This window comes from Fictibacillus arsenicus, assembly GCF_001642935.1.
Classification (GTDB): Bacteria; Bacillota; Bacilli; order Bacillales; family Fictibacillaceae; genus Fictibacillus; species Fictibacillus arsenicus_B.
Genome location: NZ_CP016761.1, coordinates 1,427,584 through 1,454,464 on the forward strand (window position 1 = coordinate 1,427,584; position 26,881 = coordinate 1,454,464).

Sequence of the window (26,881 nt, forward strand, 5' to 3'; positions counted from 1 at the left end):
ACCACTTACTTATCCTGTACATACTAGCATAAATCGGTATTTTTTCAAACAACTAATCACCAGACAACATTTTATCATAAAAATGGTTAAGAAAAAATCATTCAATAGGTTGGTTTTTCGCGCTCTGAAACCTTTATTTAGTAAAAGGCGTCTAAGCAGAAAAGGGGGATTTACGATATGTGGAAATTATGGAAAGTGTGGGTATTGATCTGTGTCTTATTATTAGGAGCCTGCAGCAGCAATGGAGGAAGTAAAAAGGAAGCTGAATATAACATGGCAGGTGGCGACAGTTCAGAAGGGAAGATGGAAGTTTCTAAGTCATCTGCAGATGAAGGGTCAGTTTCATCCGAAAAAAGCGAAAAGAAACAATCTATCCAAGATCAGCGGAAAGTTATCTATAACGCGGATCTGCGAATAACCGTTGAAAAGCTGCAGAACGCGATGGAAACGGTGCGGAAGATGGTTGATGATAAAGGCGGTTATATCGTTGAATCCAACACGAATATCGGCGAGGAAGGCTATCAGGACGGGATGATGACGGTACGTGTTCCAATGAATGGTTTCCGGCCTTTTTTACAGGAAGTGAAGGATTTAAGCGAAGGGGCTCCGCATGAAAGTGTACGAGGGGAAGATGTCACAGAAGAATATGTGGATCTGTCTTCTCGATTAAAAGCGAAGCAGCAGGTGAGAGATCGGCTTGAATCATTTATGAAAGAGGCTGAGAGAACAGAAGACTTATTAAAAATCTCTTCAGATCTTGCAAGAGTACAAGAAGAAATTGAACAGATTGAAGGAAGGCTTAACTTTTTAAAAAATCAAAGCGATTACTCGACAGTTACTATCCAGTTTGAAGTGAAGAATTTGAAGGCTGAGAAGCTGCAGACAGGTGATTTAGACACCTGGAAAAAAAACGAAGATGCTATTCATGGAGACGGTAAACTTCTTTGTTTCTGCGATTTCATTTATCGTTGTTGCATTATTTGGATTAGCGCCTGTGTGGATTGTGCTGATACCCGTTGTAATCTGGATCTGGAGAAGGACAAAAGGGCAAAAGAAAAAGCCGGGTTCTCCGACATCCATGTAATAAGTAGATACGTTTTATTCATGTCAGATAACAGGTACGTCAGAAACACCCTCTGCAGCCCGGATAACAGTCCGGAAGCTGAAAGGGTGTTTTGGCTTTTACGGCACCTTTTTTAAGGGTGAACCGTGACCAAAAGCCTTATCCGAGAAAAGCTTTGTATTCTTCAGTCAGTGTCATAAAACGCTCTTTATCTTTTTGATCCAAGGCATTGTCGATTTCTTTTTCATAATACTCTTTGTAGTAACTGTGCAGGGCTTCATCCAGAACCATTTGGGCAATAAGGCTGAAGGCAAATGGGTCTCTTTTTTGCTGTTTGTACTTCACCATCTCATTTTGGTTTTTGTTAAAAGAAGTGTTTTTGTCTTTCATCCTGTTTCCCTCCTTGAAATTATCTCCCTATCCAATTTAACCTTTTATGTTTCTAGGTTTCTACTAGTATACTGAGCAAGGTGCTCAATGACAACCATTTTATTTGAAAATTCTGAAAAAAATTTGATAATCATTCCAATGTACTGTATTTTCACCACCTTTTGGTAATTGTTTAATCGTTTGTGACATTATTACGGTTTGCTTTCCCATTTGTTTCAAGTGTTATAATTTAGTGTTATTTATGTGTTTATTTTGTGTTACTTACTATTTCCCCGTATTTTAAGAGGCTTAAACACTAAGAAACACATAATTGAAAAAAACATTGACTTTTAAACTGGTATGTGAGTAGGATGGTGTTAAATCAATATCGTCATTTCCGCTAGGGGTGCTTATGTTTTTAAGCTGAGAGAAGGTGATAGCCTTCGACCCTTTGAACCTGATCCGGTTAATACTGGCGTAGGGAAGCGGCGTGGTCCATTACAATCTACAATCGTAATAGCCACCCGCTTTTCATTTGCGGGTGGCTTTTTTGCGCTATCAGAAAATATAGCTTATTAGCATGATGATTTTCGACGTGGCACCAACAAGTTTAAGTCCATCGTATAAGTGCAACTAAGGTTGACGCGAAAGGCTTGGCGTCAAGCAAATTTTCTTTAAGTTTCTAGTTTAGGAGGGGAATCGTGATGGGACAATTAATCAAAGTATGCAAAGCACTGACAGTCGCTGGTTCTGACAGTGGAGGCGGTGCAGGTATTCAGGCTGACGTGAAGACATTCCAGGAATTTGGTGTGTACGGAATGTCTGTACTAACTGCCGTTACGGCACAAAACACGACGGGTGTCCAAGGGGTGTATCCAGTTCCTCTGGATGGATTGGAGCAGCAGTTAACGTCAATCGGAAGCGACCTTAAGCCTGACGCAGTAAAAACAGGTATGCTATTTTCAGGTGAATATATTGAAAGTGTTGCCTTTTTTATTAAAAAGTTTGGCTGGAGCAACCTGGTCGTCGATCCTGTTATGGTTGCGAAAGGCGGGGCAAGTCTTCTAGGTGAGGAGGCTCTAGAAGCGATGAAAATGTATATGCTGCCCCTCGCCAAAGTAATCACACCTAATATACCTGAAGCTGAAGCGCTGACAGGGATAGAGATTACGGGTGATGAAGCAAGACATGAAGCGGCTCGCATCCTGTTTAATATGGGCGCTGATTATGTGGTGATAAAAGGCGGACATATGGAAGATGAGTTTGTTTCAGACCTTGTCTACAACGGTAATGAAATGTGTGAACTTATTGATAAACGAGTTTACACAAAAAATACACACGGTACTGGCTGCACATTCTCAGCAGCAGTTGCAGCTGAATTAGCTTACGGAAAAACGATGGAAAACGCTGTTCGAAATGCGAAAAAGTTTATCCAGACGGCGATCGAACATGGTATTGATGTCGGTTCCGGACATGGACCTGTAAATCATTTTGCTTATAGGAGGATTCTTCATGAACAACACTAGAATACAAGAATGGAAAGCATTTGTAGAACAGATTAGGAAAGAGCGGCCGCTAGTCCACCATATTACGAATAATGTAACGATGAACTTTCTCGCCAACGGTGTTCTGGCAGCGGGTGGAAGTCCTATCATGGTTCATGACGCGCGGGAAGTAGAAGACGCAGTTGCTGTGTCCGACGCATTGGTACTTAACATCGGAACTTTGGAAGAAGCCGCAGCTGAATCTATGAAACTTGCACTTCGTAAAGCGATGCACTGTGGAGTGCCTGTCGTCCTTGATCCCGTAGGAGTAGGACTCTCTTCATTCCGCCAGGAAACCATCAAAGAATTGTTGTCAGAATATTCACAATCGAAGGAAGTCAGTCCCCAAACAATTCTGACAATTTGCGGGAATGCAGCAGAGATGAAATTTCTCGCTGGTCTTGGCTGGGATGGCCGGGGAGCGGACGGCGACCTCGGCAATTCTGAAGGTGATTTACACCAGCTTGCAATAGCTGTTGCAAAACAGACGGGGTGTATTATAGCAATGACGGGTGAGAAGGATGTCGTTTCAGATGGAGAGAGGGTTATCGAACTTTCACATGGTCACTCGATGCTTTCGCTAGTGACAGGGACTGGCTGTTTTGCTACTTCAATGATTGCGCTGTATCAGGCTAATCAAAAAGATGAAGCAGTACACAAACTTTCTTTTCTAGAGCGCACTGCTCTTGCGCTTCTGATGCTCACGAAAGCGGCAGAGGAAGCTGTGAAAACATCGAGAGGACCAGGAAGCTTTCAAACAAAGCTTTTAGATGAACTTTTTTTATTAGAAACTACGGAATCCATTTGGCAGGATAAGATCAACTGGCTTGAGAGATCACCAGCAGTTGAGAGAGGTGCACACAAATGACAGAAATCTTACAAGTGAACCTGGCTCATAAGCTATCACTCTATTTTGTAGCAGGTACGATGAACTGTGAGTCTCCAGAGTCTTTTCATGAAATTCTTCTTCAGGCTGTTAAAGGCGGCATCACAGCTTTTCAATACCGTGAAAAAGGCGCAAAGTCTTTAATAGGTGAAAATCGGTTAGAAGCAGCAAAGAGGGCTAAAGAAATTTGCAGGGATCATGGAGTGCTTTTTATTGTGAACGATGATCTGAAATTGATGAAAGCTGTGGATGCTGATGGTCTTCACGTCGGACAGACAGACGGGAGCTTAGCTTTTATTCGCAAAGAGACAGAAGGCAAGATCCTCGGCGTTTCCGCGCATACCCTTGCTGAGGCAAAAGATGCTGTTGATCACGGGGCTGACTATATCGGAGCAGGTCCCATCTACGCAACTGTTACCAAACCTGATGCGCAGGAGCCTGTAGGAACAGGGATTTTCCAAGAGTTCCGAACAAACGAGATAAGCGTTCCTGTAGTTGGAATTGGCGGAATCTCTTTGGATAATGCTGCATCTGTTATCAGTGCTGGTGCAGATGGAGCGGCAATCATCTCAGCGATCAGTCAGTCACAAGATCCGTTCAAAACATCTCGGAAATTGCTCATGGACATATTAAACGCAAAGAGGGGATTGTAAGTGAAAATTTCAGTTCAAAAGCTTACACTCATGGCAATGTTTGTTGCTATAGGCACTCTGGCTTCACACATATTGTGGATTCCAGCAGGTGTTGCAAAAGCTTTTCCAGTTCAGCATGCGATAAATGTCATCGCTGGTGTAATATTAGGCCCTCTGCCTGCAGTGATTGTAGCTTTCGCGATAGGGCTTTTGCGTAATTTGATTGGTGTCGGTTCGCTGCTTGCCTTTCCAGGTGGGATGATTGGAGCATTGTTAGCGGGGTATTTTTATAGAAGAGCTAAAACTTATAGAGCAGCAGCGGCAGGTGAGTGGATCGGAACAGGTCTTATAGGAGCGGTAATTGCAGTTCCGGTCGCAGCCCTTTTCTTAGGATCAAAGACAGGTGCATTTTTCTTTGTGCTTCCGTTTCTCACAAGTTCTGTTGCCGGTGGAATTATTGGATGGATGGTACTCAGGTTGATTAGAAAAAGTTCATACGTAAATCTGAATGCAGAGTCACACGAAAAATCTATTTAAGATCATGCACCGAATAGGCCTCCAAACCGTACACTGAGTACTATCACCCGGTGAAAAGGGGGCCTTTTATCAGATGAAAAAACGACCAAAACAGTGGGTTTATGCCGAAATGCTGCTTATGTTCTTGGGACTGCTGCTCGCCATCTATAACGGAAAGTATTGGGAGAGCCCTTCTGTATTATTTTCGATCTTAATGGCTATCTTTATATTCCGAGCAGTGGAACGAAGAATATTTAAACAAAAAACAGAATTTTGGTTTAACGTCGGGATGGCCGGGATCTTCCTTATCCTAGGCGTCATACCTCTTTTATAACGCTCTATTCCAAGATTGTTGCGTATAATTTCTTACGCTTCATTGAAAAGTTGATTGAAGTGCAAGGTGCGAGACTCCTCGAAAATGAAAATCGCATTTTCTTCGTGCGATGTAACGCTGTCGAAGCCTTCCTTGTCCTGCGGAACGAGTGTGACAGGTGAGACTCCTAATGGCGCAGTGCGCCAGGAGGCTCACCGCACGCTCCGCGGAGAGCGAGCGGCCTGGAACGGAAATCAACTACTTTAAAAACATCAAAGCTTGCGAAAACAGCCTTTAAAAAAATTCAGAATGCAGACTGTTGTTGATAGGCAGTCTGTTTTTTATGTTTCTAGGCAGGTGTATATTTTGAGTAAATCTTTGACATAATGAAGCCTAACGTAATAAAATAATTTTACGTAAAGTATTATTTTTACGTAGGGAGTAAATTCACAAAAGTGAGGTGATGTGAGTGAATAGGAATCAAACCGTACCAGAAACATTTATCGTCACAGAGCCAGAACAGGCTGCAGCACTTCTGCATCCTGTCAGGTCAGAGATCATAAGCTTATTGAAGGAACCGAGATCTGCGACAGAACTATCAAAAGTGATGAATGATTCCGCTCAAAAGGTGAATTATCATCTAAAGACACTGGAAAAAGTCGGTCTTGTTATGAGGGCAGGCACAAGGAATGTAAGAAACCTTGTAGAAGTTCTTTATAGAAGTGCGGGGAAAACTTTTCTGTTATCTGATTCACTCGGTCTGTCACAAGAAACCATCCGAAAACTGAAGGGTCAGACTGCACTAGCTCATGTATTATCTTTAACGGAGAAAATAAAACGAGACGCCGTATCCCTTATGGAAGAGGCTGAGAATGAGGAAATTCCGAGTGCAGTCATGGAGATGGAGCTCTCACTTTTAGGCGTAGAAGAACGGCAAGCTTTTTTACAAGATTACTCAAACATGCTTTCAGAACTGATTAAAAAACACCATGATCCAAAACAGGGAAAATCCACAACGTTTCATGTTTCAATGGCGATGTACCCAAAACCTGAAGGAGGCGGCACAACGTGAAAGAGGAACAGAAGAGTACGGTTACACCGATAAAAAAAGATCAAGTTACGGAAGAATCAAACGTGATCCCGATGAAAAGAGAAGTGCAGGTTGAGGGTGCTGACAGTCAGCAGCAGCCGGCGAAGATTATTTTTATTACATCAGGATTCGGGAAAATAAATGTTCCGAATACTACAAGCACAAGCCCGATGGCAATCGCGGCATAAATAGGAGGAAAACAGATGAACTTAATTCCAATGGTTGTTGAATCCACGAACCGCGGTGAGCGTTCGTATGATATTTATTCAAGGCTGCTAAAAGACCGTATTATCATGCTTGGAAGTGCTATTGATGATAATGTGGCAAATTCAATCGTCGCACAGCTTCTTTTTCTTGCTGCTGAAGATCCAGATAAAGACATTTCCATCTACATTAATTCACCAGGGGGCTCAGTAACTGCAGGCCTGGCGATCTATGACACGATTCAATTTATTAAACCAGATGTGTCCACAATCTGTATCGGCATGGCAGCATCTATGGGTGCAGTTCTATTAGTGGCTGGCGCTAAAGGAAAGCGTTATGCGCTTCCGAACGCAGAAGTCATGATCCACCAGCCGCTCGGCGGAACACAAGGGCAGGCATCTGACATGGCCATCCACGCAAAACGAATTCTGCAGACACGCGAGCTCTTAAATAAAATCATCTCAGACCGCTCCGGACAGCCTATTGAAAAAGTAGAAAAAGACACAGACCGCGACTACTTCATGTCAGCAGAAGAAGCAGTAAAATATGGGATCATCGACAAAGTGATAGAGAAGATTTAAGCATATATTAAGCATGTAGTAAGCAAATATTATATAAGAGAAGCCAGCCCGATTCGGGCTGGTTTCTCTTTGCGGGAAATGGGGTCTGACCCCTAACAATTTATTTCCCGCATGCGATATTCATTTTCTTCCTAGGCGGTTTGCTCGATTTCACGTGTCGAAAATCGCTATTTTAGTATTGGACTTGTTTGATGTGGTAATCTATTGAAAAGATACATAGTTTGGAAGTTTATGAGTAGATGAAGAAAGAAGGAATGCAGCATGGCCACATCAACAGAAAAGACGCCAAGCTTAGCGTCTTCGCAGCAGAAGACCATTTATTCAATTTTATTTGCTATTAGTTTTGTTCACTTGTTAAATGACTCGATGCAGGCTGTTATTCCTGCGATTTTTCCAATCTTAGAGAAATCGATGGGGCTTACTTTTACACAGCTCGGGTGGATTGCTTTCACGCTCAACATTACTTCGTCTGTAATGCAGCCAATCGTTGGCTGGTATACGGATAAAACGACCTCTCCGTATTTACTGCCTTTTGGCATGATGGCCAGTTTAATAGGTATGCTAGGGATTGCTTTTGCCGATTCGTTTTATATGATAATCATTTCTGTTATTGGAATTGGACTCGGATCTGCGGTATTTCATCCTGAAGGTTCAAGAGTTGCTTATATGGCTGCAGGAAATCAGCGCGGTCTTGCCCAGTCAATCTACCAAGTTGGAGGGAACTCTGGGACTTCACTGGCACCTGTGATGACTGCGCTTGTTTTTGTTCCGCTTGGTCAATTTGGGGCAGTATGGTTTACTTCGTTTGCGGCGATCGCTATTTTTGTTCTGTTTTATGTATCAGGCTGGTACGCTAGACAGCTTGCTCATTTTCCTCGCGTAAAAAAACAGACCGGTGAGAAAAAAGCGATTGATAAAAAACGTAAAAATCAAGTCATTATGGCGATGGCACTTCTTGTTTTCCTCGTGTTCGGACGGTCTTGGTATTTCTCAGGAATCAGCAACTATTATCAGTTCTATCTGATTCATGATTACGATTTGACCATCCGACAGGCGCAAATTTATTTATTTGTATTCATGGCGTCCGGGGTGCTTGGTACATTCTTCGGGGGACCGATTGCAGACCGTTTAGGAAAGAGGAACATGATCTTTTGGTCGATGGTCGGAACAGCACCATTGGCACTTCTTTTGCCGCATGTGGGATTATGGGCAGTAGCGCCGTTGTTTTTTATGATCGGGTTTATTTTAAACACAAGCTTCTCTGTTACAGTGGTTTATGCGCAAGAATTAGTTCCTGGAAGGATTGGAATGGTTTCAGGATTAATTGTAGGTCTTGCATTCGGAATGGGAGCACTCGGTTCAGTTGTGCTCGGGAAGGTAGCGGATGTTACAAGCATTTCATACACCATGCTGCTCATCAGCTTTTTACCTTTGTTAGGGCTGTTGACCGTGATGCTGCCAACTGACCGTACACTAGAGAAGTGGTCTAGAGAGTGATAGAGTGATGGGGTCTGTCCCGGGACCCCATACAAAATCCAATCAAAAAAAGATCCTAGCCGCTGGTCCGGCAAGGATTTTTCTTCTTTATTGGTTATTCAATCTACGATATCTGGCACTTGCAAACATAAACACGCCATAAGCGATAAAGCCAAGGGCTACGATTGCGAGCAGAACCGGGCCGAATGGCTGGTTCGCAAGCTCTAGAAGAGCACCGTCCAGCCCTTTTGTTTCTTCAGGATTTGCGAGAATAGCGGTTCTTATAAGGAAAAAGGCGATAATCATAAATACAATCCCGCGTGCGATCATTCCAAATGTACCGATATATCCGCTCCACTTCCATTCCTTCTTGTTCATTTCGTTTTTCTTAAGGTTCTTTTTGAATTTTCGTGACATGGCTCTGAACAGAAAAACAACTCCGATTATGCCAAAAACAAGTCCGCCGATTGCTACCAATAACTGTCCGAAAGGCTGGGCCAGCATCTGTGCAGATAAAGTCTGATACGTTTTATCCGACGATTCTCCTCTTGCACGGAAAAGAATACGCAAAGCACTAATGCACATTGCCGTATAAACACCTGCAATAATTAAATATCCAAGTCTGCTGAACCATCTCTTCCAGCTATGGTTCACGCATTCAGGATCAAAGACCGCTTTCGTAATCTGCCAGAACGCATAGGCGCTTAACCCAACGGCAAGTACAATCAATAAAACAGGTCCAAACGGCTGCTGGGCGATCGTGTAAAGTGCGCCTTGCGAGCTTGCTTCATTCAAATGTGTACCGGTTGAGGTAATCAACGCAAGAATTCCGATTACAACATACACGATCCCCTTTGACAGGTATCCTATTCTTGCAAAGCGATGTATCCACGGCCGGAAAGACTCAAAATGATTCTTAATCTTATCTTTATACGTTTCTTTTTTTACGAATGGCTGTTTTACAGTCAAATTCGGCTCTCCTTTCAGAGCAAATCACTTCTCGTCTCTGGTGGGTTATATAACAAATAAATCCGGTACAGATTACTTATGATGGTTTTTGTAACTGCATACGCCGGAATAGCCAGCAGCAAACCGATAAAGCCAAAAGCGGCACCAGACATCAGTACGACCAATATAATTGTAAGCGGGTGTATGCGAAGTTTTCTTCCCATGATCTGGGGAGATAGAATGTTACCTTCCACCTGCTGTACAACAAGCGTTACAAAAGCTACTTTTATCGCCATCACCGGATCTTGGATGAGCCCGACTAAAAGAGCAGGGAACACCCCGATGAATGGTCCAAGAAAAGGAATAACATTCGTCAAAACAGCAAAAAGAGCAAGAACGAGTGCGAACTTAAGTCCGATAATCATATAGCCGGCATACATAAATACTCCGACAAACAATGCGACCAATATTTGTCCTTTTATATAAGAAGACAGCGTAGAATCGATATCCCGCAGAATAGCAGCCACGTCATGTTCCATGTGACGCGGTACAAGTCTTAGAAAATAATTAAAAAACTTTTTATCATCAAGCAGTAAATAAAATAGAATAAACGGTACCACCAATAGAACGAGAGCAATATTCGTTAAAGTAGTAACGAGAGCAATTACATCTTTGGAGATGGAGCTTGTGAACTTTTCGAGGCGCACGGTTGCCAGTTTTGCAACCTGTGTGCTGTCAATAAATGATTTGTTTTCACCTGTGACCATTTTTCCTGTTTTTTCAGTGGCTTCACCTATTTTTTTAGGAAAGTCATTTGTAAGATTTGTTAACTGATCTGCAACGATAGGAATGGCAACACCTGAGATTCCGGAAAAAGCCAAAATTAATCCCAGCATGACTAAGAATATAGCAAGAAATTTTGGGACTTTCTTTTTGATCAAAAAACGGATGAGCGGCCGAAGCAAATAATATAACAAACCTGCGATAAACATTGGAAAGAAGACGCTCGAAATAACAAGATAAAGGAAGTCAATGAGATAGTCGATTTTCCCTAGCAAGAATAGAATCGTGAGTACGAGTACGGCACCTGCCCCGTACTTAAAGAATGAGTGCTGATACCACATAAGCAGTGACCTCCATTTCATATTAGTATTCTTTTCCCTTTTTCAAAAACTGTAATCTTTTTTTAGGGAAAATATAATTGACTTTTTTTTAGAGCGCTGATAGATTGAAAGGGTAAATGTAAACGTTTACGTAACAGAAAGCAGGTTGATGTTTTGAATCCGACAATTAAAGATGTAGCCAAGTATGCAAACGTTTCAATTGCAACGGTTTCCCGGATTGTTAATGGGCTGCCAGGCTATTCGGAGGACACGAAGAAAAAGGTGCAAGAAGCTATTGAAGCATTAGGCTACCAGCCGAACGCCATTGCACGCGGACTGATCAACAAGCGGACCCAAACGATCGGTGTCCTGTTTCCCGAAGTGTCCGGGATGCTTTCATCAGAGGTTTTAGAAGGTGTCGAGAATGCGGCTCACGACGGCGGATTCAGCGTTATCGTCTGCAATACGACATCCAGCGGAAAGCGGACAGTCAAATATTTGCGATTATTGCAGGAAAAAAGGGTAGACGGCATCATCTTTGCTTCTGAAGATGTGAAAGAAGAGTACTATAAGATTTTTCAAGAGATGAAAGTTCCTGTAGTCCTTGTCTCAACTGCATCATCAAACTATGATCTGCCTTTCGTCCGTGTAAATGATTTTGAAGGAGCTTTCCAGGCAACTGAGCATCTGGTGAAAAAAGGGCATAAGCAGATTGGCATGATAGGCGGCAGCAAGAATGATCCAATTGCGGGAGTTCCGCGTATGAGAGGTTTTAAGGAAGCACTTCAAAAGCATTCCCTGGCCTTTTCAGAAAATCACATCACGACTAACGAAGGCTACCGTTTTCAAAATGGAAAAGAGTCATTGCCTGTGCTGCTGAAGCAGCTGCCAGATATGACCGCTCTGTTTGCTGCGAGTGACGAGATGGCGATTGGAGCTATGTCCGCCGCACATCAGCTGGGCATAAAAGTACCAGAAGAACTTTCAATCATCGGATACGATAATCTGAAGATTGCAGAAATGTGTTATCCTGCGCTGACAACAGTCTCACAACCTTTAAAAGATATGGGACAAACCGCAGGCGAGATTTTAGTGAAATTGATTAAAGGTGAAGAAAAAGAAGCAGAAAGCCGTTATATGCCATTTACGATCGTAGAGAGGCAGTCAGTCTGTGATTTACATGACAAGTAAAAAACGGAGGCAACATTCGCTTCATTTTTATTTAAGAAATACGTAAACGTTTACGTAAAACGCTTACACATAAATAGGAGGCATATACAAATGATTAAAGTTACAGTATGGAACGAGAACCGACACGAACAGAAGAACCCGACAGTGCAGGAAATCTACCCAAAAGGAATTCACGGTGCCATCGCTGAGTTTTTAGAGAATGCTGGCCACGATGTGAAGACAGCAACACTTGATGAGCCAGAGCACGGTCTTACAGAGGAAGTGTTAAACAACACAGATGTTCTTGTATGGTGGGGGCACCTTGCACATGACGAAGTAGATGATGAGATCGTGAACAAAGTCCAGCAGCGTGTATTAGATGGAATGGGTCTCTTAGTTCTTCATTCCGGCCATTTTTCTAAAATCTTTAAAAAGCTTATGGGCACGTCTTGCGATTTAAAGTGGCGTGAAGCGGACGAAAAAGAACGCATCTGGATTGTGAACCCTAGCCACCCGGTAGCAAACGGTCTTGGTGAGTACATCGAGCTTGAAAAAGAAGAGATGTATGGTGAGCACTTTGATATCCCGGCTCCAGACGATCTTGTTTTTGTTAGCTGGTTTGAAGGAGGAGAAGTGTTCCGCTCAGGATGTGCTTACAACCGCGGAAAAGGGAAGATCTTCTACTTCCGTCCAGGGCACGAGACTTACCCGACTTATTACAACAAAGATGTTCAAACCGTAATTACGAATGCCGTGTCTTTCTTAGCTCCAACTGGAAGCCAGGCTCCTGTATACGGAAACGCAAAACCGCTTGAAGCAATTGGTGCAAAATAATTTTAAAGGCTGTTTTCGCAAAAACTTTGTTGTTTTTGAAAGTAGTTGATTTGCGTTCCAGGTCGCTCGCTTTCCGCGGGGCGTGCGGTGAGCCTCCTGGCGCTCTGCGCCATTAGGAGTCTCACCTGTCACACTCGTCCCGCTGGAGTCTCGCACCTTGCGCTCCAATCAACTTATCAATGAAGTGAAAGAAAAAAATAATCATAAGCAACAATATTTTAGAAAAGAGCTATTTTAAAAGAATTGGAGAGTTGGTTTCCGCGGAGCGGGCGTTGAGCCTACAGGAGTCTCGCACATTAAGCTCCAATCAATTTGTTAATGCAGAATCTGAGTAAAATTGTTTTAAGAAAGAAACCAATCATGAGGAGGAAGTTATTATGACAGTAAAAGTAGGAATTATCGGATGTGGAAGCATCGCCAATCACCGTCACCTGCCGGAGTATGCGGCAAACCAGGATGTTGAGATCGTTGCGGTATGTGATGTTGTAAAAGAACGTGCTGAAGCTGCACAAGCTATTTACGGCGGGGAAATCTTTACGGACTATAACGAGCTGCTTGCACTTGATGAAGTAGAAGCCGTAAGTGTTTGTACACCGAACTACCTGCATGCACCGGTTTCAGTTGCTGCTTTAAAAGCAGGAAAGCACGTTTTATGCGAAAAGCCGATGGCTACATCTTTACAAGAAGCTGAAGAGATGATTGAAGCAGCTGAAAAAAGCGGGAAGACTCTCATGATTGGGCATAATCAGCGTTTCGTTCCAGCACATCAAAAAGCGCGTGAGATCATTGCGAACGGTGAACTTGGGAAAGTATACAGCTTCCGTACGGCTTTCGGCCATCCAGGACCTGAGGCGTGGAGTGTTGACGGGAAGAACAGCTGGTTCTTTAAGAAGGATGAAGCATTTATCGGTGCGATGGGTGACCTTGGCGTTCATAAAACTGACTTGATTCGTTATATCCTTGGGGAAGAGATCGCAGAAGTCGGTGCGTTTGTAGAAACAAGTGCGAAGGAATTCGCTTCCGTTGATGACACAGCAGTTTGTGTATTAAAAACAGACAGCGGCATTATCGGAACACTCGCTGCAAGCTGGTCATATACGGCAAAAGAAGACAACTCAACAATCATCTATGGGGAAAAGGGAATTCTTCGCCTAGAAGACGACCCACAATATTCACTTGTAGCACAATATACAAATGGGTCGATTGTTCGTTATGAGATGGGTGCGATCCAGACGAATGAAAATCAATCAAACTCTCATGTTGTTGATCATTTTATTAAAGCGGTTGAATCAGGCGAAGCACCGCTCATCACTGGTGAAGAGGGCAAGCGTTCACTAGCAGTAATCCTTGCAGCGTTAGAATCAAATGATAAGAAGACGATCGAAAAAGTTAAAACAGGAGTACACGCATGAAATTAAGAGTAGGCATAATAGGGGCTGGCGGCATTGCGCAAGGCCGTCATATCCCCGCATTTCAACAACTTGGAGATCAAGCAGAAATTACTGCGATCAGTGATGTAAACGTGGAAGTTGCGAAATCAGTTGCTGAAAAATTTCACGTACCGAACTACTTCACAACCTATCAAGAGATGTGGCCGCATGTGGATGCTGTTGTCATCTGTACGCCGAACAAGTTTCATAGAGAAATAACTGTTGCGGCTCTAGATGCTGGTAAACACGTACTTTGTGAAAAACCGATGGCGATGACTGTAGAGGAATGCGCCGAGATGGTTGAAGCTGAAAAGCGATCTGGTAAAGTACTATCCATTGCGTATCACTATCGATATATGAAAGAATCTCAAGCGGCGAAACGTGTAATTGAGGCCGGTGAAGTAGGTAATCCATTCGTTGTTCGTGTTCAGGCTCTCAGAAGACGCAAGGTGCCAGGCTGGGGAGTTTTTACGAACAAAGAGCTTCAGGGCGGAGGAAGTTTGATAGATTACGGCTGTCATCTCCTTGATTTAACTTTGTGGCTGCTTGATAACCCGGCTATAAGTGAAGTTTCAGGTCAAACGTATAACACAGTTAGCCGTGAAGCGGAGCAGGTGAACCAATGGGGTACTTTTGATGCCGATACTTTTGAAGTCGATGATCACGTTACGGCTTATATCCGTTTAGCGAACGGCGGAACGATTCTGTTCGAAACGTCATGGGCTGCAAACATTCCAGATGATGCGGAAATGGTTCGGATCTCAGGTGACCGCGGCGGACTTGATGTGTTTCCTTTCTCGGTCAATAAAGCAGAAAACGGTATGATGACAACAACTAAGGCCGATTGGATTCTGGGAGAAGATGATCCGGGACTTCCGCAGGCTAAGAATTTTGTAGACAGCTGTCTAGGGAAAGCTGAGCCATTAGTAAAAGCGGAAGAAGCGATGAACACGTCGCGTGTCATTGAAGCAATCTATGCAAGCAGTTTAATGGGGAAAAGCGTCCCTGTTGAGAACGGAAAAGGAGTGGAGAAAGCATGAAACTAGGAGTATTTACAGTTCTTTTTTCACAAAAGTCATTCACGGAAATGCTTGATTATGTAAAAGAGGCAGGCGTTTCAGCTGTTGAGATCGGAACAGGGAACTATCCTGGCAACGCGCACTGTCCGCTAGATGATTTATTAGCGAGTGAAGACAAGCGCAATGAATATCTGCATGAAGTAGAAAAGCGCGGTTTAACGATTTCGGCATTCAGCTGTCACGGGAACCCGCTGTCTCCAGATGAGGCGTTCGCGAAAGAATCCCATGATACTTTTGTAAAAACAGTAGAGCTCGCAGGGTTGATGAACGTACCTGTCGTGAACTGTTTCTCAGGTGTTCCTGGGGATTCTGAAAGCGCCAAGTATCCGAACTGGCCGGTATCACCTTGGCCGAACGAGTACAGCGACGTACTTAAGTGGCAATGGGAAGAAAAGCTCATTCCTTATTGGCGTACATGGGGTCAGTTTGCAAAAGAGCATGGTGTTAAAATCGGTTTAGAGCTTCACGGCGGTTTCTTAGTTCACACGCCATACACGTTGTTAAAACTGCGTGAAGAAACTTGTGATGCGATCGGTGCCAACCTTGATCCTTCTCACTTATGGTGGCAAGGCATCGATCCTGTCGCAGCAATCAAGATCTTAGGTAAAGCTGGAGCGATCCATCATTTCCATGCGAAAGATACGTACTTAGATCAAGAAAACATCAACATGCACGGCTTAACAGACATGCAGCCATACGGCGCTGTTCAGAACCGTGCATGGAGCTTCCGTTCTGTAGGATGCGGCCATTCTGTTCAGGACTGGTCTGATATGATGAGTGCGCTTCGTACGTATGGCTACGACTATGTTGTGAGCATTGAACACGAAGATCCGATCATGTCAATCGAGGAGGGCTTCTCTCGCGCTGTGAAGAACCTGCAGTCGATCCTCATCTCTGAACAGCCAGCCGAGATGTGGTGGGTCTAGTACAAAAGTAGGGGTCTGACCCCAAACAAATACAAATCCGTGATTTGTATTTGTGGGGTGCACACCCCTTTGATAAGAAAGCCTGAAATCCGAACTTGCGGGTTTCAGGCTTTTTCCATTCTAAAGCAGAAAGCAACTAGAAGAACTTCGGTAAGCTAAATCTTCCTTACACGCATCGTGTCGCGAATGACTGGCCAGTTCTGCGGAAATGGAATACCCAATACCCAGAAGCTGACTCCGCGGAGACCATAATCAATGGCAGTTCTGTATTTTGCCTGAACACTCCTGGCATCCTCAAACCAGACTTCATGTTCTTTCCCTTGTGCATCGAAATACTTAAACCAAGGTGATTGATCACCTTCATCAAATTCAATGGATACATTCATCTGAGCAGCAAGATTTACAGCTGCAACGGGACTCAATGTACGGGCGAAGGTGCCTTGTACGAAAGGCAGTGTCCAATCCCGTCCATATGTGGGAACTCCCATCATTATTTTTTCACGTGGAATCACCGTAACGGCGTAATCAAGCACTTTTTTTACTTCATCCAAAGGAGCGATAGCCATCGCGCGTCCGCCTGCCCATCCCCATTCATAGGTCATGACCACAACAAAATCAACAATCTCTCCATGAGCTTTGTAGTCGTGGGCTTCGTACAAGAGGCCAGGCTGTTCTTCTTTATATTTCGGAGCAACAGCAGAAGAAACAGAATACCCTAATGGTCTAAACTTTGCGACTGCCCGCCTTAAGAAATCGTTGTAGTCTTCTTTATTCTCAGGATATACGTATTCAAAATCAAAGTTTACTCCGCGGAATCCTTTTGTTTGCATCGTGCTAAGAATATTGTTCAGAACCGTCTCTTGTAAGGAATCACTGTCCAATATCGTTTTAATCAGATCTGAATTGAATTCTCCATTTTCAATATTGGCGATTCCCATAAGAGGAGCAACCCGGTTAATTCTCGCAGCTGCAAGAACGCCTTCGTCCTGAAGAGGAGTTAATCCGCCAGACTTCGTAACCGAATAACTAAACGGTGTGATATAGGTTAGATAGGAGCCTACATTTCTTACCTCGGTTTGAGCGGCAGCCCCCATATTCGTTATATAAGCATTCACTTCTTTTACAGGTCTTTTATAAGGGATGGAAAGCCTAGTTCCTGTATAAATCAAAGCTGGATTAGCAATATTATTTTCCTTTTGTATATCTGCCACAGAAGTGCCGTATCGATTCGCAATGGCGTAGAGGGATTCACCCTGTTTCACGACATGTACGGGTATATCAATCACTTGGCCGACATATATAACAGAAGCAAGTGGTATGTTGTTCCAGCCTATTAAACTTTCAATAGTCGTCCCGAACCTGGCTGCAATCTGGTAAAGTGTATCTCCCGATTGAATTGTATATGTCGGAAAATCATTAGGAATTACGAGCGCCTGACCAACTACTAGAACATTTTGATTCTCAATACCGTTAACTTTAACGATAGAAGCTATTTGAACACCGTAGCGCTGAGAGATCTTCCAAAGAGAATCACCCCTTTGAACCACATGAATGTACATAAAAACAACGCCTCCTTTTACTCTGTATCTATTGTATTAAAAATTGACCCATTTTATGAAGAAGACAGAAGGGGGGACAGACCCGGGTCTGTCCCCCCTCTCACTTTAAAGCTGTAAAGAGTAATCGCAGAAATAAATGTAAAGCTATAATTGACAGTTCATGGCAGTATCAACTATAATTCTCAAAAACAACCAGAAACATCGATGAGGATTAGTAGATTGATCTTGTCTTTTATAGAGAGGGGGCCACCTGCTGAAAGGTTCCTGCTGACAGCCAATCGAACCTGCCTAGGAGTTCTGATTCCGTTACTAGTGGAAGATATCAGCGGTTCAAGACCGTTATCATGAAAGAGTGTAAAGCTATGCTTTGAATTAGGGTGGTACCGCCATGCAAATGGTCCCTAATATTAAGCATAGCTTTTTTTATTTACTAAAAAGAGGAGTGCATCTAATGGCAAAGGATTTTGTAAGAGACGTAACAAGTATGGATGACGATTTTGCACAGTGGTATACAGATGTAGTAACAAAAGCTGAACTAATTGATTATTCCAGTGTCCGCGGGTCCATGATTCTAAGACCTTACGGCTATGCGATCTGGGAAAACATTCAGAAGCAGCTGGATAAACGGATAAAAGAGACAGGGCATGAGAATGTCTACATGCCGCTCTTTATTCCTGAGAGTCTGCTGCAAAAAGAAAAAGATCACATCGAAGGTTTTGCACCTGAAGTTGCATGGGTGACACATGGCGGGGAAGAGAAGCTGACAGAGCGCCTTTGTGTCCGGCCGACTTCTGAAGTTCTTTTTGCTGAGCATTTTAAAAGCATCATCCATTCTTACCGTGATCTGCCTAAGCTGTATAACCAGTGGTCGAACGTTGTAAGATGGGAAAAAACGACGCGTCCTTTCCTTCGTACATTGGAATTCCTTTGGCAAGAAGGGCATACGTGCCATGAAACTGATGAGGATGCCCATGAGGAAACGGTTCGCATGCTTAATGTTTACGCTGAACTTTGTGAAGAGTATTTGGCAGTACCGGTCATCAAGGGGCAAAAAACGGAAAAAGAAAAGTTCGCTGGAGCAAAATATACGTACACGATTGAAAGTCTGATGCATGACGGGAAAGCTTTGCAATCTGGGACTTCCCATCATCTGGGAGACGGATTCGCAAAAGCGTTTGGCATCGAATTTACAAACAGAGAAGGCAAGCTGCAGACGGTGCAGCAAACCTCTTGGGGCTTCACAACACGTATTATCGGAGCGATGATCATGGTACATGGTGATGACAGAGGACTGGTTGTTCCGCCAAAGATCGCGCCAACTCAGCTTATGATCGTGCCGATCGCCCAGCATAAAGAAGGCGTACTTGATTTTGCTTACGATTTAAAAGATAAACTTTCCGCCACAATCCGTACAGGAATTGATGCAAGCGATAAAAAGCCAGGCTGGAAGTTCAACGAGTATGAGATGAAGGGAATTCCGCTTCGTCTTGAAGTTGGACCGCGTGACATCGAACAGCAGCAAGTCGTACTCGTACGCCGAGATACAGGAGAGAAACAGACCATATCAATAGAAAACTTAGAATCGCAAATACAAGAAATCTTAACCGACATCCAACAAAGCTTATTTGAAAAAGCGAAAAAGCACCGCGAAGAAAAAACGTCTGTTGCCGTTACTTTCGATGAATTCAAAGAAATCCTAACAAACAACGGAGGTTTTATTAAAGCAATGTGGTGCGGAGATGAAGCATGTGAGAACTTCATTAAGGATGAAACAGGTGCAACATCACGTTGCATGCCGTTTGAACAAGAACAACTCTCGGACAAATGCGTTTGCTGTGAACAAGAAGGAAAGCACCTTGTCTACTGGGCTAAAGCATATTAATCTACGTACAAAAAAGGGGGGACAGACCCGGGTCTGTCCCCCCTTTTTTTCACTCCCCTCTATGCAAAAAGTTAATTCCGTATAAAATAGATAGTGTGACAATGAATCTAGTAAGGGGAGTAGTTTTATGAAAAATACGTGGAAAGCTTATCGCTCTCCGATCATTTTACTCATTTCGATAATTATCGGAAGTGTGATCGGTTCAGTGATGGGCAAGGATGCGGCGGTTCTTAAGCCGTTTGGGGACTTATTTTTAAATGTTATGTTCATGATCGTTGTTCCGCTTGTTTTCTTTTCGATTTCAGCGAGCGTCGCGAACATGGCAGGAGCAAAACGATTTGGCAAGATCATAAGCTCGATGCTGATCGTTTTTACTTTAACAGGTACGATCGCTGCCGTGACAAGTATGGCTGGAATCTAACTGTTTCCTCCATCTGAAGGTGTGAACATTGATCTTGTTAAACCTGATGCAGCAAACGAAGATGTCTCGATCGGTGATCAATTAGTCAGTACTGTTACCGTCCCTGATTTTGTTGATTTGTTAAGCCGTGCGAACATGCTTGCACTTATTCTTTTTTCAGTATTATTAGGCCTTGCTACATCAAAAGTGGGAGAGAAGGCTAAGCCTCTTGCGAATTTCCTCACAGCGGGAAGTGAAGTAACCCTGCAGATGGTGAAATACGTCATGTATTATGCGCCAATCGGGCTAGGAGCTTATTTTGCGGCACTTGTTGGAGAATTCGGTCCTACTTTGCTAGGATCCTATTTTAAAGCAGTACTATTCTATTATCCGTTCTCTATTGTTTATTTCTTTGGTTTCTTTACGCTTTATGCTTGGATGGCACATGGAAAGCTTGGTATCCGAACGTTTTGGAAGAACATGCTTTCTCCGTCTGTTACAAGTCTTGCTACATGCAGTTCAGCTGCTAGTATACCGGTTAACTTAGAAGCAACGAAAAAGATGGGCGTTCCTGATGATATTGCAGAAACGACTATTCCGCTCGGTGCCACGCTTCATAAAGACGGATCTGTCATTGGCGGCGTACTTAAAATCACATTCCTCTTCGGAATCTTTGGGATGGATTTCTCAGGAATCGACACATACTTCCTGGTTGGCGCAGTAGCGCTCTTAGTAGGAATGGTGATGGGAGCGATTCCTCAAGGCGGGCTGATCGCTGAGATGCTGATTCTTTCATTGTTTGGTTTCCCGGTTGAGGCTCTCCCAATCATTGCTGCAATTTCTGCTATTATTGACCCGCCTGCAACATTGCTGAACGCAACGGGCGACAATGTTGCAAGCATGATGACAGCGCGTTTAGTTGAAGGGAAGAACTGGCTGACAAAGAAAGTTTCTCCGTTAAAAGAGCAAAAAGGCGCGTAAAAATATAAGGCTGTTTTTGTAAACTCTGTTTCTCAAGGCTGTTATTGATTTCCGTTCCAGGAGTCTCGCTCCTTGCACTCCAATCAACTAGCTAAGAAGCGACTTTACAAAAAGCATCACAACAAAGCCCTTCAACTCAGATATGAGTGAAGGGCTTTTCTTTATAGCAATCTCTCTTCCGCAGGGATGCCTCTTAAGTGTCCTGCATCACCATATTTGCAGATACGCAGATACTCACCCCACACACGAGATCTTCCTTCATGTGTCAGGTGCCAGTTATCACGCCTGATTCCTTCACCGCTGTAGACAGCAGGAAATCCAAATGGGACAAACCGAATTTCCTTAGTCAAGTACTTCTGCAATGTTCGAATCTGCCTTCCAGCACAATGTGCTTTACATACAACAAGAAGGGACTTCACTTTTGTAAAATCAAATACTTCAAGCGCATGTATTACATTTTCCATAGAGTTCCTAGATGTCTCTTCATAAATAATACATTTCTCAGGTACACCTGCTTCAATCATTTTTCTCTTTATTACGAGTGATTCCGGAATTGTTCTGTCTTCCCATGCTGCATGCTTTTTTCCGGTCGGACTCACTCCGCCCGTTACAACAAATGTCCTGCTTAATCCAGTTTGATATGCTTTAATCGCTGCTTCCCAATGACCGGGATGCGTTCCGCCAAAGACAAAAACAGCGTCACAAAGTTCTGGGATGTCATCATAATAAAAAACTATATCAGTGAGCCAGTCAATCTGCTCTTTCGTTAATTCAGGTACTTTTTCCGGTTCTTTCGCAATAAGCGGTTTCATTCCAATTCCTCCTTAAGCAGTTGCTTTCACGGCAGTTTTACTAGTATAAAACCGGTTAAATGCCATCTGAAAAAGAAACATGCCCATCATACCCAACAATAAATACAAAGTTCCCATTGTCCATGACGGTAAAAATGCTCCGATTGTAAGCCCCAAAGAACCAGCAATTTTTGCCGCTTGAAAAACAAGCCCGTTCATCGCCATATACGAACTTCTCTTAGTCTCATCAGCCAAATCTGCCAAGAAGGCCTGGCGGATTGGAACGTAAAGCAGTTCACCGATCGTGTAGAGAAGAACCGCACTCATCAGGATGCTCATAGAGTTGGATGCACCAACGACAGAGTAGCCAAAGGTATATAGAGACAACCCAATAAAAAAGACTTTCATATCATTGAACCGTTTCATCTGTTTTGTGAGCCATATGGTTAATAAAACGACAAGCACCGTGTTTTCCGTAGATAGCCAGCTCAGCATTCTAATGCCTGTCATCTCAAACGAAAAGCCATTCCAGAAGGTTAGAGTGCGCACTTCAAACTCCTGATCTAATCGGACACCGATATAGTTATGCATCTGGAACTCTAACGACATAATACAGATGCTGCCTGCAACATAGAGCATGAATGTTTTATCATGCATGACAGAGCGGTAGTTTTCAATGACGTCACACAAGACATTTCGCTTTTCTGAACTGACCACAGCACTTTTTGATTCAAACGACTCGGTCATCCAATACGTAACAAGGATCCAGGTGAAAATTGATACGAAGGTAAGCACTAAAAACAATTCGAACCTGTGAGATTTAAACAGCAACCCTCCGACGATTGCTCCTAAAGCAATCGATAAGTTAATAGACCAATAGTTTAAGCTGTACATGAATTTGCGGTTTTCCGGTGTGCTCACATCGATCAGCATAGCTTCTGCTGCCGGATTCATCAGTCCTGAGCTGACACTTGAAACCAACATCATAGAAAATGTCAGCCAGACTGAATCAAGAAAAGGCGAATTCGCCAGTGCCATTACAGCAAATGAAGCTACCTGTATGCCTTGAGCAGTTACCATCACTTTTTTCCTGCCGACCCTGTCAGCAATATAGCCTCCATAAAAACTAACGAATAGTGAAACTAGAACGTTGATGATCAAAAGAAAACCAGCCATTACTTGGCCAACCTTCATAGAAAAGTAGATCGCCATGAATGGAAATATCATCGTACCAACAATTCGCGTTAAAAAGGACGTTATGATCCGGATCTTTATATTCCGGTGCAATTCTCTAAACCCCATAAAAGTCACTCTCCTTATTTCCAATTTTATCTAGAAAAAGGAGAAGAAAAAGGGTAAACTTTTTATTATTATTTCCCCTTTTAATATTTTGGAGGTAACCCTATGAAACTGCTGGACTATTATGTGAGTCTTCGGCTGCATCAAAAAGAAAATGACTTCACAGATACAATGAATATAACCGTGCAGGAACTTGCTGATGTTTTGTGCTGTACGGAGCGGAATATTAAGATTCTTTTAAAACGGATGGCGGCAGAAAAATGGCTCACCTGGAAACCGGGGAGGGGGAGAGGCAATACTTCAACTCTAACTTTCCATAAAGATATACGTACAGGTCTTCTTGAGATTTTTCATCAAATGCTGCAGAAAGAGGACGTGAACGCGGCTATTAATCTTTTAAAAGAAAATCTTCCAGAGGATATTAAAGAAGAACTTCATCACACGCTCAACACTTATTTTGGCTATCAGGAGAAAGGACCCGAAACCACGAAAGATGTTCTGAAGATACCGATGACACGAGAGCTATCCACACTGGATCCAGCCTTTGTTTCTGTATCCTCTGAATCACACTTTGCCCGGCAGATCTATGATACGCTTCTGCAATATGATGAGAAGGAAAAAGTATTTACCGCTCATCTGGCCCATGATTACGACGTATCAGCAGACGGAAGGACGATGACCTTTTACTTAAGAAAAGGCGTTATGTTCCACAATGGAAAACACATGACTTCTAAAGATGTACTTTATACCTTTCAAAGATTAAAAGATCAGAACGCGAACTCGCCATGTCAATGGCAGACAGCACTTGTATTAGATGTTAGGTGCATTGGTCTTTACACGATCCAATTCTCCCTGAAAAGAAAAACTAGGATGTTTCTGCATTTTATGAGTTCGATCTCGATGGCTGTCCAGCCTGAAGATGAAACGGAATTGATCGGAACCGGGCCGTTCTCCGTAAAGGATTTTCGAGATGATGTCCTCATATTAGAGGCGAATACTCATTATTTTAAAGAAAGAGCATGGCTTGACCGGATTGAGATCTGGCAGATTCCGCAGAATACAAAAGTAGATCTTCATTATGAACTGCCGGAAGAATCTGGCAATGAACAGCTTGGTGAAGCTGTGAACCTTTTGCAGGTGGGAAGCAACTATATCACGTTTAACTTAAATAAAGCTTCTATTGTTCAGAATTGGCACTTCAGAAACGCTATCTATCATTTGTTTGATATTCATTTGATGATAAAAGAGCTAAAGAAAGACAAGCTATTAGCGGCAACAAGTCTTTTTCCAGAAAAGAGCCTTGAGAATCCGCCTTCTGAAAAAACTTTGAAACAGGCTGAAGAATCCCTTCATGCATCTGGATATAACGGAGAGATCCTTAAAGTAAGTTTTTTTGATATGAAATACAGCAATGAAGATGCAATGTGGCTAAAGAAGAGAGCAGAATCAATTGGTCTGAATCTGAAGCTTCATCCTTTTCCACTCACGGATTATTACAAAGAGGAAGTGACAGCTAACTCAGATATGATTCTTATGGGTGAGATGTTTGAGAACAATATTGTACTTGCTTTTATTAATTTTTTTAAGCATAAAGCAAGTTTCGTTAATCGTTTTTTGGCAGGGCAAGAAGAAGAGCACATTCAGCGAATTGTCGACCTTCTCATGGACGAAGAGGATGAGGAGAAACAAAAAGATTATATGGACGAAATTGAACATTATCTGCAAGAGAGGAGACTTGTTCTTAACAGTTATCATACATACCGGAAAAAGAATTTCCCGGCCAGCCTGAAGAATGTTTCCATGAACACCTTCGGGTGGGCGGATTTCAGAAAGATTTGGATCAAGCCAGCTGTTAAATAAATGCTCTTATCTAAGGTGGCGAGACTTTTGAGGCTTCATCACATGCCTCTATGAAAAAGAAGCACGGTTTCCCGGGCTTCTTCTCTTATTTAGAAAAATAAAATCAGTACAAAATATGATAATGCAGCAAGTGTTGCTGAGATCGGTAATGTAATACACCAAGTGATTAACATGGTCTTAGCAGTTCCCCATTTAACGCCTCTTAAACGGTGAGATGCACCGACACCTAGAATAGAAGATGTAATTACGTGAGTTGTACTAACAGGAATACCGAGAACTGAAGCACCAAGGATTACTGAAGCACCCGTTAAATCAGCAGAAACACCGTTAACTGGACGGATCTTCATAATCTTACCGCCAACTGTTTTGATGATCTTCCAACCGCCGACTGAAGTTCCAAGTCCCATTGCAAGAGCACAGGAAACCTGAACCCATAACTGAATATCTGTACTATCTGTGTAGCCGTTAGCAATTAAAGCCATTGTAATGATACCCATCGCCTTTTGAGCATCGTTTGTACCATGTGAATAGGCTTGAAATGCAGCAGTTAGCACTTGAACTTTTCGGAAATTATTGTTTGTTTTTGTTAAATTAGCATTTTTAAAGATACGTTTAATTGCATGATAGAATACAAACCCAACTGCAAATGCCAAAATTGGAGAAAGCAATAAACCATAAATAATTTTAAGGAAACCGGAATAATGCAAAGCTTCAAATCCCGCAGCCGCAATAGCAGCTCCGGCGATCGATCCGATGATCGCATGTGATGAAGAACTTGGAATTCCGTAATACCACGTGATCAAGTTCCATGCGATCGCCGCTATTAGAGCGGCTAAAATTACAACTGATCCGTTTTGAAGAGTAAATGGATCCACTATATCTTTTGTAATCGTTTTTGCTACACCTGTAAACGTCATAGCTCCGACAAAGTTCATGACAGCAGCCAATAGAATGGCTTTTCTAGGTGTTAGGGCTTTTGTTGAGACCGATGTTGCAATAGCGTTTGCAGTATCATGGAAACCGTTGATAAAATCAAACGCTAGTGCACCGATAACAACGAGAATAGTAAGGATTAATATAGAATCAAATTCCATAGCAAATACCCGTTACGCGTTTTTCATGATAATGGATTCAAGTGTGTTTGCAACATTTTGGCAGCTGTCGGCGATGCCTTCAAGTACATCATACATTTCTTTGTACTTGATAACTTTGATTGGATCCGTTTCAGTTGCAAACAATTGGCGCTGTGCTTCACGATATAGATCGTCACATTTTGATTCATAATCTTTAATCTTAATCGCATGTTCACGCATATCAAGAAGTTTTTTATCAGCAAGAAGATTTACTGTAAGCAAAATCTCATCTGCACTTAATTTAATGTTTTCAACAAACTTCACCATATATTCATCAGGATTTGTGATGGCATAAATATCAAAGAGGGCAGAGGCCTGTTCGATGCCATCTAAAATATCATCCATGCTCATAGCAAGTGATAAGATGTCTTCTCTTTCGATAGGTGTAATAAATACTTTGTTCAATTCCATGATAACAGTATGAACATAAGAATCGCCTTTTGACTCAAGCTCTTTCAAATGATCAGCAAACTCACGCAAGTCATCTTCGTTCTTGATCTTGAAGTCGTAGAAATAACCAGCAGATTCCTTAAGGTTGCTTGCAATATCCGTTAGCATTACAGCAAACTTATCCTTTTTCTTTGTAAACATAAGTACCCTCCAAAAGAAATGTCTTTAATCCTTTTTCTTTAACCTTTTATATCAGCAGTTATTTTGTCTTTTTTAACCACCCAACACATTATACAAAAAAATTGTCGAAAAAGAATGAATTGTAATCAAAAATTTACAAAACTTTTTCTGGCTCATAGTTTCTTTATACATTTCCCTAATAAAAATATCGTAAGCAGAAAAAAGATTTCCTGTTGAAAGCT

Annotated in this window: 25 protein-coding genes, 1 pseudogene, 1 riboswitch and 1 other annotated feature; of the genes and pseudogenes, 18 read left to right on the plus strand and 8 right to left on the minus strand. The window is 42.6% G+C overall.

The features are described from left to right. Nucleotides 1–177: 177 nt before the first annotated feature. Nucleotides 178–1,200 (plus strand): DUF4349 domain-containing protein, encoded by a 1,023-nt coding sequence (locus ABE41_RS07590; RefSeq protein WP_066288362.1) that lies wholly within the window; start codon nt 178–180, stop codon nt 1,198–1,200. Between the two features lie 22 nt (nt 1,201–1,222). Here the strand turns inward: ABE41_RS07590 and ABE41_RS07595 are convergent, their stop codons facing one another. After that, nucleotides 1,223–1,453, minus strand: a complete 231-nt coding sequence (locus tag ABE41_RS07595) for an IDEAL domain-containing protein (protein WP_083207715.1) — start codon at nt 1,451–1,453, stop codon at nt 1,223–1,225. 371 nt (nt 1,454–1,824) lie between these two features. Next, nucleotides 1,825–1,933: riboswitch (TPP riboswitch) on the plus strand. Between the two features lie 203 nt (nt 1,934–2,136). On the opposite strand from ABE41_RS07595, the gene thiD reads away from it, so the two are divergent. The 9 genes from thiD to ABE41_RS07640 all read left to right on the plus strand — a co-directional run bounded on the left by thiD (nt 2,137) and on the right by ABE41_RS07640 (nt 8,695). Next, nucleotides 2,137–2,958 (plus strand): bifunctional hydroxymethylpyrimidine kinase/phosphomethylpyrimidine kinase, encoded by an 822-nt coding sequence (gene thiD / locus ABE41_RS07600; RefSeq protein WP_066288363.1) that lies wholly within the window; start codon nt 2,137–2,139, stop codon nt 2,956–2,958. Continuing rightward, nucleotides 2,945–3,844 carry a hydroxyethylthiazole kinase gene (gene thiM, locus ABE41_RS07605; RefSeq protein WP_066288366.1) on the plus strand — a complete coding sequence of 300 codons (900 nt, stop codon included), beginning with the start codon at nt 2,945–2,947 and terminating at the stop codon, nt 3,842–3,844. The genes thiD and thiM overlap by 14 nt, the downstream gene beginning before the upstream one ends. Next, nucleotides 3,841–4,515, plus strand: a complete 675-nt coding sequence (gene thiE / locus ABE41_RS07610) for a thiamine phosphate synthase (RefSeq protein WP_066288371.1) — start codon at nt 3,841–3,843, stop codon at nt 4,513–4,515. The genes thiM and thiE overlap by 4 nt, the downstream gene beginning before the upstream one ends. A 6-nt stretch (nt 4,516–4,521) precedes the next feature. Then, the gene (gene thiW / locus ABE41_RS07615; RefSeq protein WP_301336215.1) at nt 4,522–5,031 is read left to right on the plus strand and encodes an energy coupling factor transporter S component ThiW; all 510 of its coding nucleotides are present in this window, start codon (nt 4,522–4,524) and stop codon (nt 5,029–5,031) included. Nucleotides 5,032–5,104: 73 nt separating this feature from the next. Further along, complete coding sequence (locus ABE41_RS07620; RefSeq protein ID WP_066288374.1) at nt 5,105–5,344, plus strand: hypothetical protein; 240 nt, start codon at nt 5,105–5,107, stop codon at nt 5,342–5,344. A 448-nt stretch (nt 5,345–5,792) separates the two neighbouring features. Continuing rightward, nucleotides 5,793–6,395 (plus strand): winged helix-turn-helix domain-containing protein, encoded by a 603-nt coding sequence (locus ABE41_RS07625; protein WP_066288375.1) that lies wholly within the window; start codon nt 5,793–5,795, stop codon nt 6,393–6,395. Next, complete coding sequence (locus ABE41_RS07630) at nt 6,392–6,601, plus strand: hypothetical protein (protein ID WP_066288378.1); 210 nt, start codon at nt 6,392–6,394, stop codon at nt 6,599–6,601. Before ABE41_RS07625 ends, ABE41_RS07630 begins: the two co-directional genes overlap by 4 nt. A gap of 15 nt (nt 6,602–6,616) precedes the next feature. After that, complete coding sequence (gene clpP / locus ABE41_RS07635; RefSeq protein ID WP_066288379.1) at nt 6,617–7,198, plus strand: ATP-dependent Clp endopeptidase proteolytic subunit ClpP; 582 nt, start codon at nt 6,617–6,619, stop codon at nt 7,196–7,198. 261 nt (nt 7,199–7,459) lie between these two features. Then, nucleotides 7,460–8,695, plus strand: coding sequence for an MFS transporter (locus ABE41_RS07640; protein ID WP_066288382.1), 1,236 nt, complete (start codon nt 7,460–7,462; stop codon nt 8,693–8,695). An 87-nt stretch (nt 8,696–8,782) separates the two neighbouring features. Here ABE41_RS07640 and ABE41_RS07645 read toward each other — a convergent pair whose 3' ends face one another. Both ABE41_RS07645 and ABE41_RS07650 read right to left on the minus strand, forming a co-directional pair. Beyond that, nucleotides 8,783–9,643 (minus strand): DUF1206 domain-containing protein, encoded by an 861-nt coding sequence (locus ABE41_RS07645; protein ID WP_066288388.1) that lies wholly within the window; start codon nt 9,641–9,643, stop codon nt 8,783–8,785. A gap of 14 nt (nt 9,644–9,657) precedes the next feature. Then, the gene (locus ABE41_RS07650; protein ID WP_066288390.1) at nt 9,658–10,746 is read right to left on the minus strand and encodes an AI-2E family transporter; all 1,089 of its coding nucleotides are present in this window, start codon (nt 10,744–10,746) and stop codon (nt 9,658–9,660) included. Nucleotides 10,747–10,899: 153 nt separating this feature from the next. On the opposite strand from ABE41_RS07650, the gene ABE41_RS07655 reads away from it, so the two are divergent. From ABE41_RS07655 to ABE41_RS07675, 5 genes are all read left to right on the plus strand, one after another. Beyond that, entirely contained in the window at nt 10,900–11,916 is a 1,017-nt protein-coding gene (locus tag ABE41_RS07655; protein WP_066288392.1) for a LacI family DNA-binding transcriptional regulator, read from the plus strand. A 90-nt stretch (nt 11,917–12,006) separates the two neighbouring features. Further along, complete coding sequence (locus ABE41_RS07660; protein WP_066288395.1) at nt 12,007–12,729, plus strand: ThuA domain-containing protein; 723 nt, start codon at nt 12,007–12,009, stop codon at nt 12,727–12,729. Between the two features lie 377 nt (nt 12,730–13,106). After that, entirely contained in the window at nt 13,107–14,141 is a 1,035-nt protein-coding gene (locus ABE41_RS07665; protein ID WP_066288397.1) for a Gfo/Idh/MocA family protein, read from the plus strand. Continuing rightward, nucleotides 14,138–15,199, plus strand: coding sequence for a Gfo/Idh/MocA family protein (locus ABE41_RS07670; protein WP_066288400.1), 1,062 nt, complete (start codon nt 14,138–14,140; stop codon nt 15,197–15,199). Before ABE41_RS07665 ends, ABE41_RS07670 begins: the two co-directional genes overlap by 4 nt. Next, nucleotides 15,196–16,164 carry a sugar phosphate isomerase/epimerase family protein gene (locus ABE41_RS07675; RefSeq protein ID WP_066288403.1) on the plus strand — a complete coding sequence of 323 codons (969 nt, stop codon included), beginning with the start codon at nt 15,196–15,198 and terminating at the stop codon, nt 16,162–16,164. Before ABE41_RS07670 ends, ABE41_RS07675 begins: the two co-directional genes overlap by 4 nt. A gap of 155 nt (nt 16,165–16,319) precedes the next feature. On the opposite strand, the gene ABE41_RS07680 is transcribed toward ABE41_RS07675, so the two are convergent. Then, nucleotides 16,320–17,723 carry a LysM peptidoglycan-binding domain-containing protein gene (locus ABE41_RS07680; protein WP_066288405.1) on the minus strand — a complete coding sequence of 468 codons (1,404 nt, stop codon included), beginning with the start codon at nt 17,721–17,723 and terminating at the stop codon, nt 16,320–16,322. Nucleotides 17,724–17,915: 192 nt separating this feature from the next. Further along, nucleotides 17,916–18,129: a binding site (T-box leader), on the plus strand. 45 nt (nt 18,130–18,174) lie between these two features. Here ABE41_RS07680 and proS point away from each other — a divergent pair. Further along, the gene (proS, locus tag ABE41_RS07685) at nt 18,175–19,605 is read left to right on the plus strand and encodes a proline--tRNA ligase (RefSeq protein ID WP_066288407.1); all 1,431 of its coding nucleotides are present in this window, start codon (nt 18,175–18,177) and stop codon (nt 19,603–19,605) included. 127 nt (nt 19,606–19,732) lie between these two features. Further along, nucleotides 19,733–20,986: pseudogene (locus ABE41_RS07690) on the plus strand (dicarboxylate/amino acid:cation symporter). A 161-nt stretch (nt 20,987–21,147) separates the two neighbouring features. Here the strand turns inward: ABE41_RS07690 and ABE41_RS07695 are convergent. Next, a complete protein-coding gene (locus tag ABE41_RS07695) occupies nt 21,148–21,798 on the minus strand; it encodes a YdcF family protein (RefSeq protein WP_066288409.1) in 651 nt (216 codons plus the stop codon). A gap of 12 nt (nt 21,799–21,810) precedes the next feature. After that, nucleotides 21,811–23,079: an MDR family MFS transporter gene (locus ABE41_RS07700; protein ID WP_066288412.1), complete on the minus strand. Its 1,269-nt coding sequence runs from the start codon at nt 23,077–23,079 to the stop codon at nt 21,811–21,813. 102 nt (nt 23,080–23,181) lie between these two features. Here ABE41_RS07700 and ABE41_RS07705 point away from each other — a divergent pair, with 102 nt between their 5' ends. Continuing rightward, entirely contained in the window at nt 23,182–24,936 is a 1,755-nt protein-coding gene (locus tag ABE41_RS07705) for an ABC transporter substrate-binding protein (RefSeq protein WP_066288414.1), read from the plus strand. Nucleotides 24,937–25,025: 89 nt separating this feature from the next. On the opposite strand, the gene ABE41_RS07710 is transcribed toward ABE41_RS07705, so the two are convergent. Together ABE41_RS07710 and ABE41_RS07715 are read right to left on the minus strand one after the other, a co-directional pair. Next, nucleotides 25,026–26,030: an inorganic phosphate transporter gene (locus ABE41_RS07710; protein WP_066288416.1), complete on the minus strand. Its 1,005-nt coding sequence runs from the start codon at nt 26,028–26,030 to the stop codon at nt 25,026–25,028. 12 nt (nt 26,031–26,042) lie between these two features. Continuing rightward, on the minus strand, nt 26,043–26,660 hold the full coding sequence (locus ABE41_RS07715; protein ID WP_066288420.1) for a DUF47 domain-containing protein: 618 nt from the start codon (nt 26,658–26,660) through the stop codon (nt 26,043–26,045). Between the last annotated feature and the right edge of the window lie 221 nt (nt 26,661–26,881).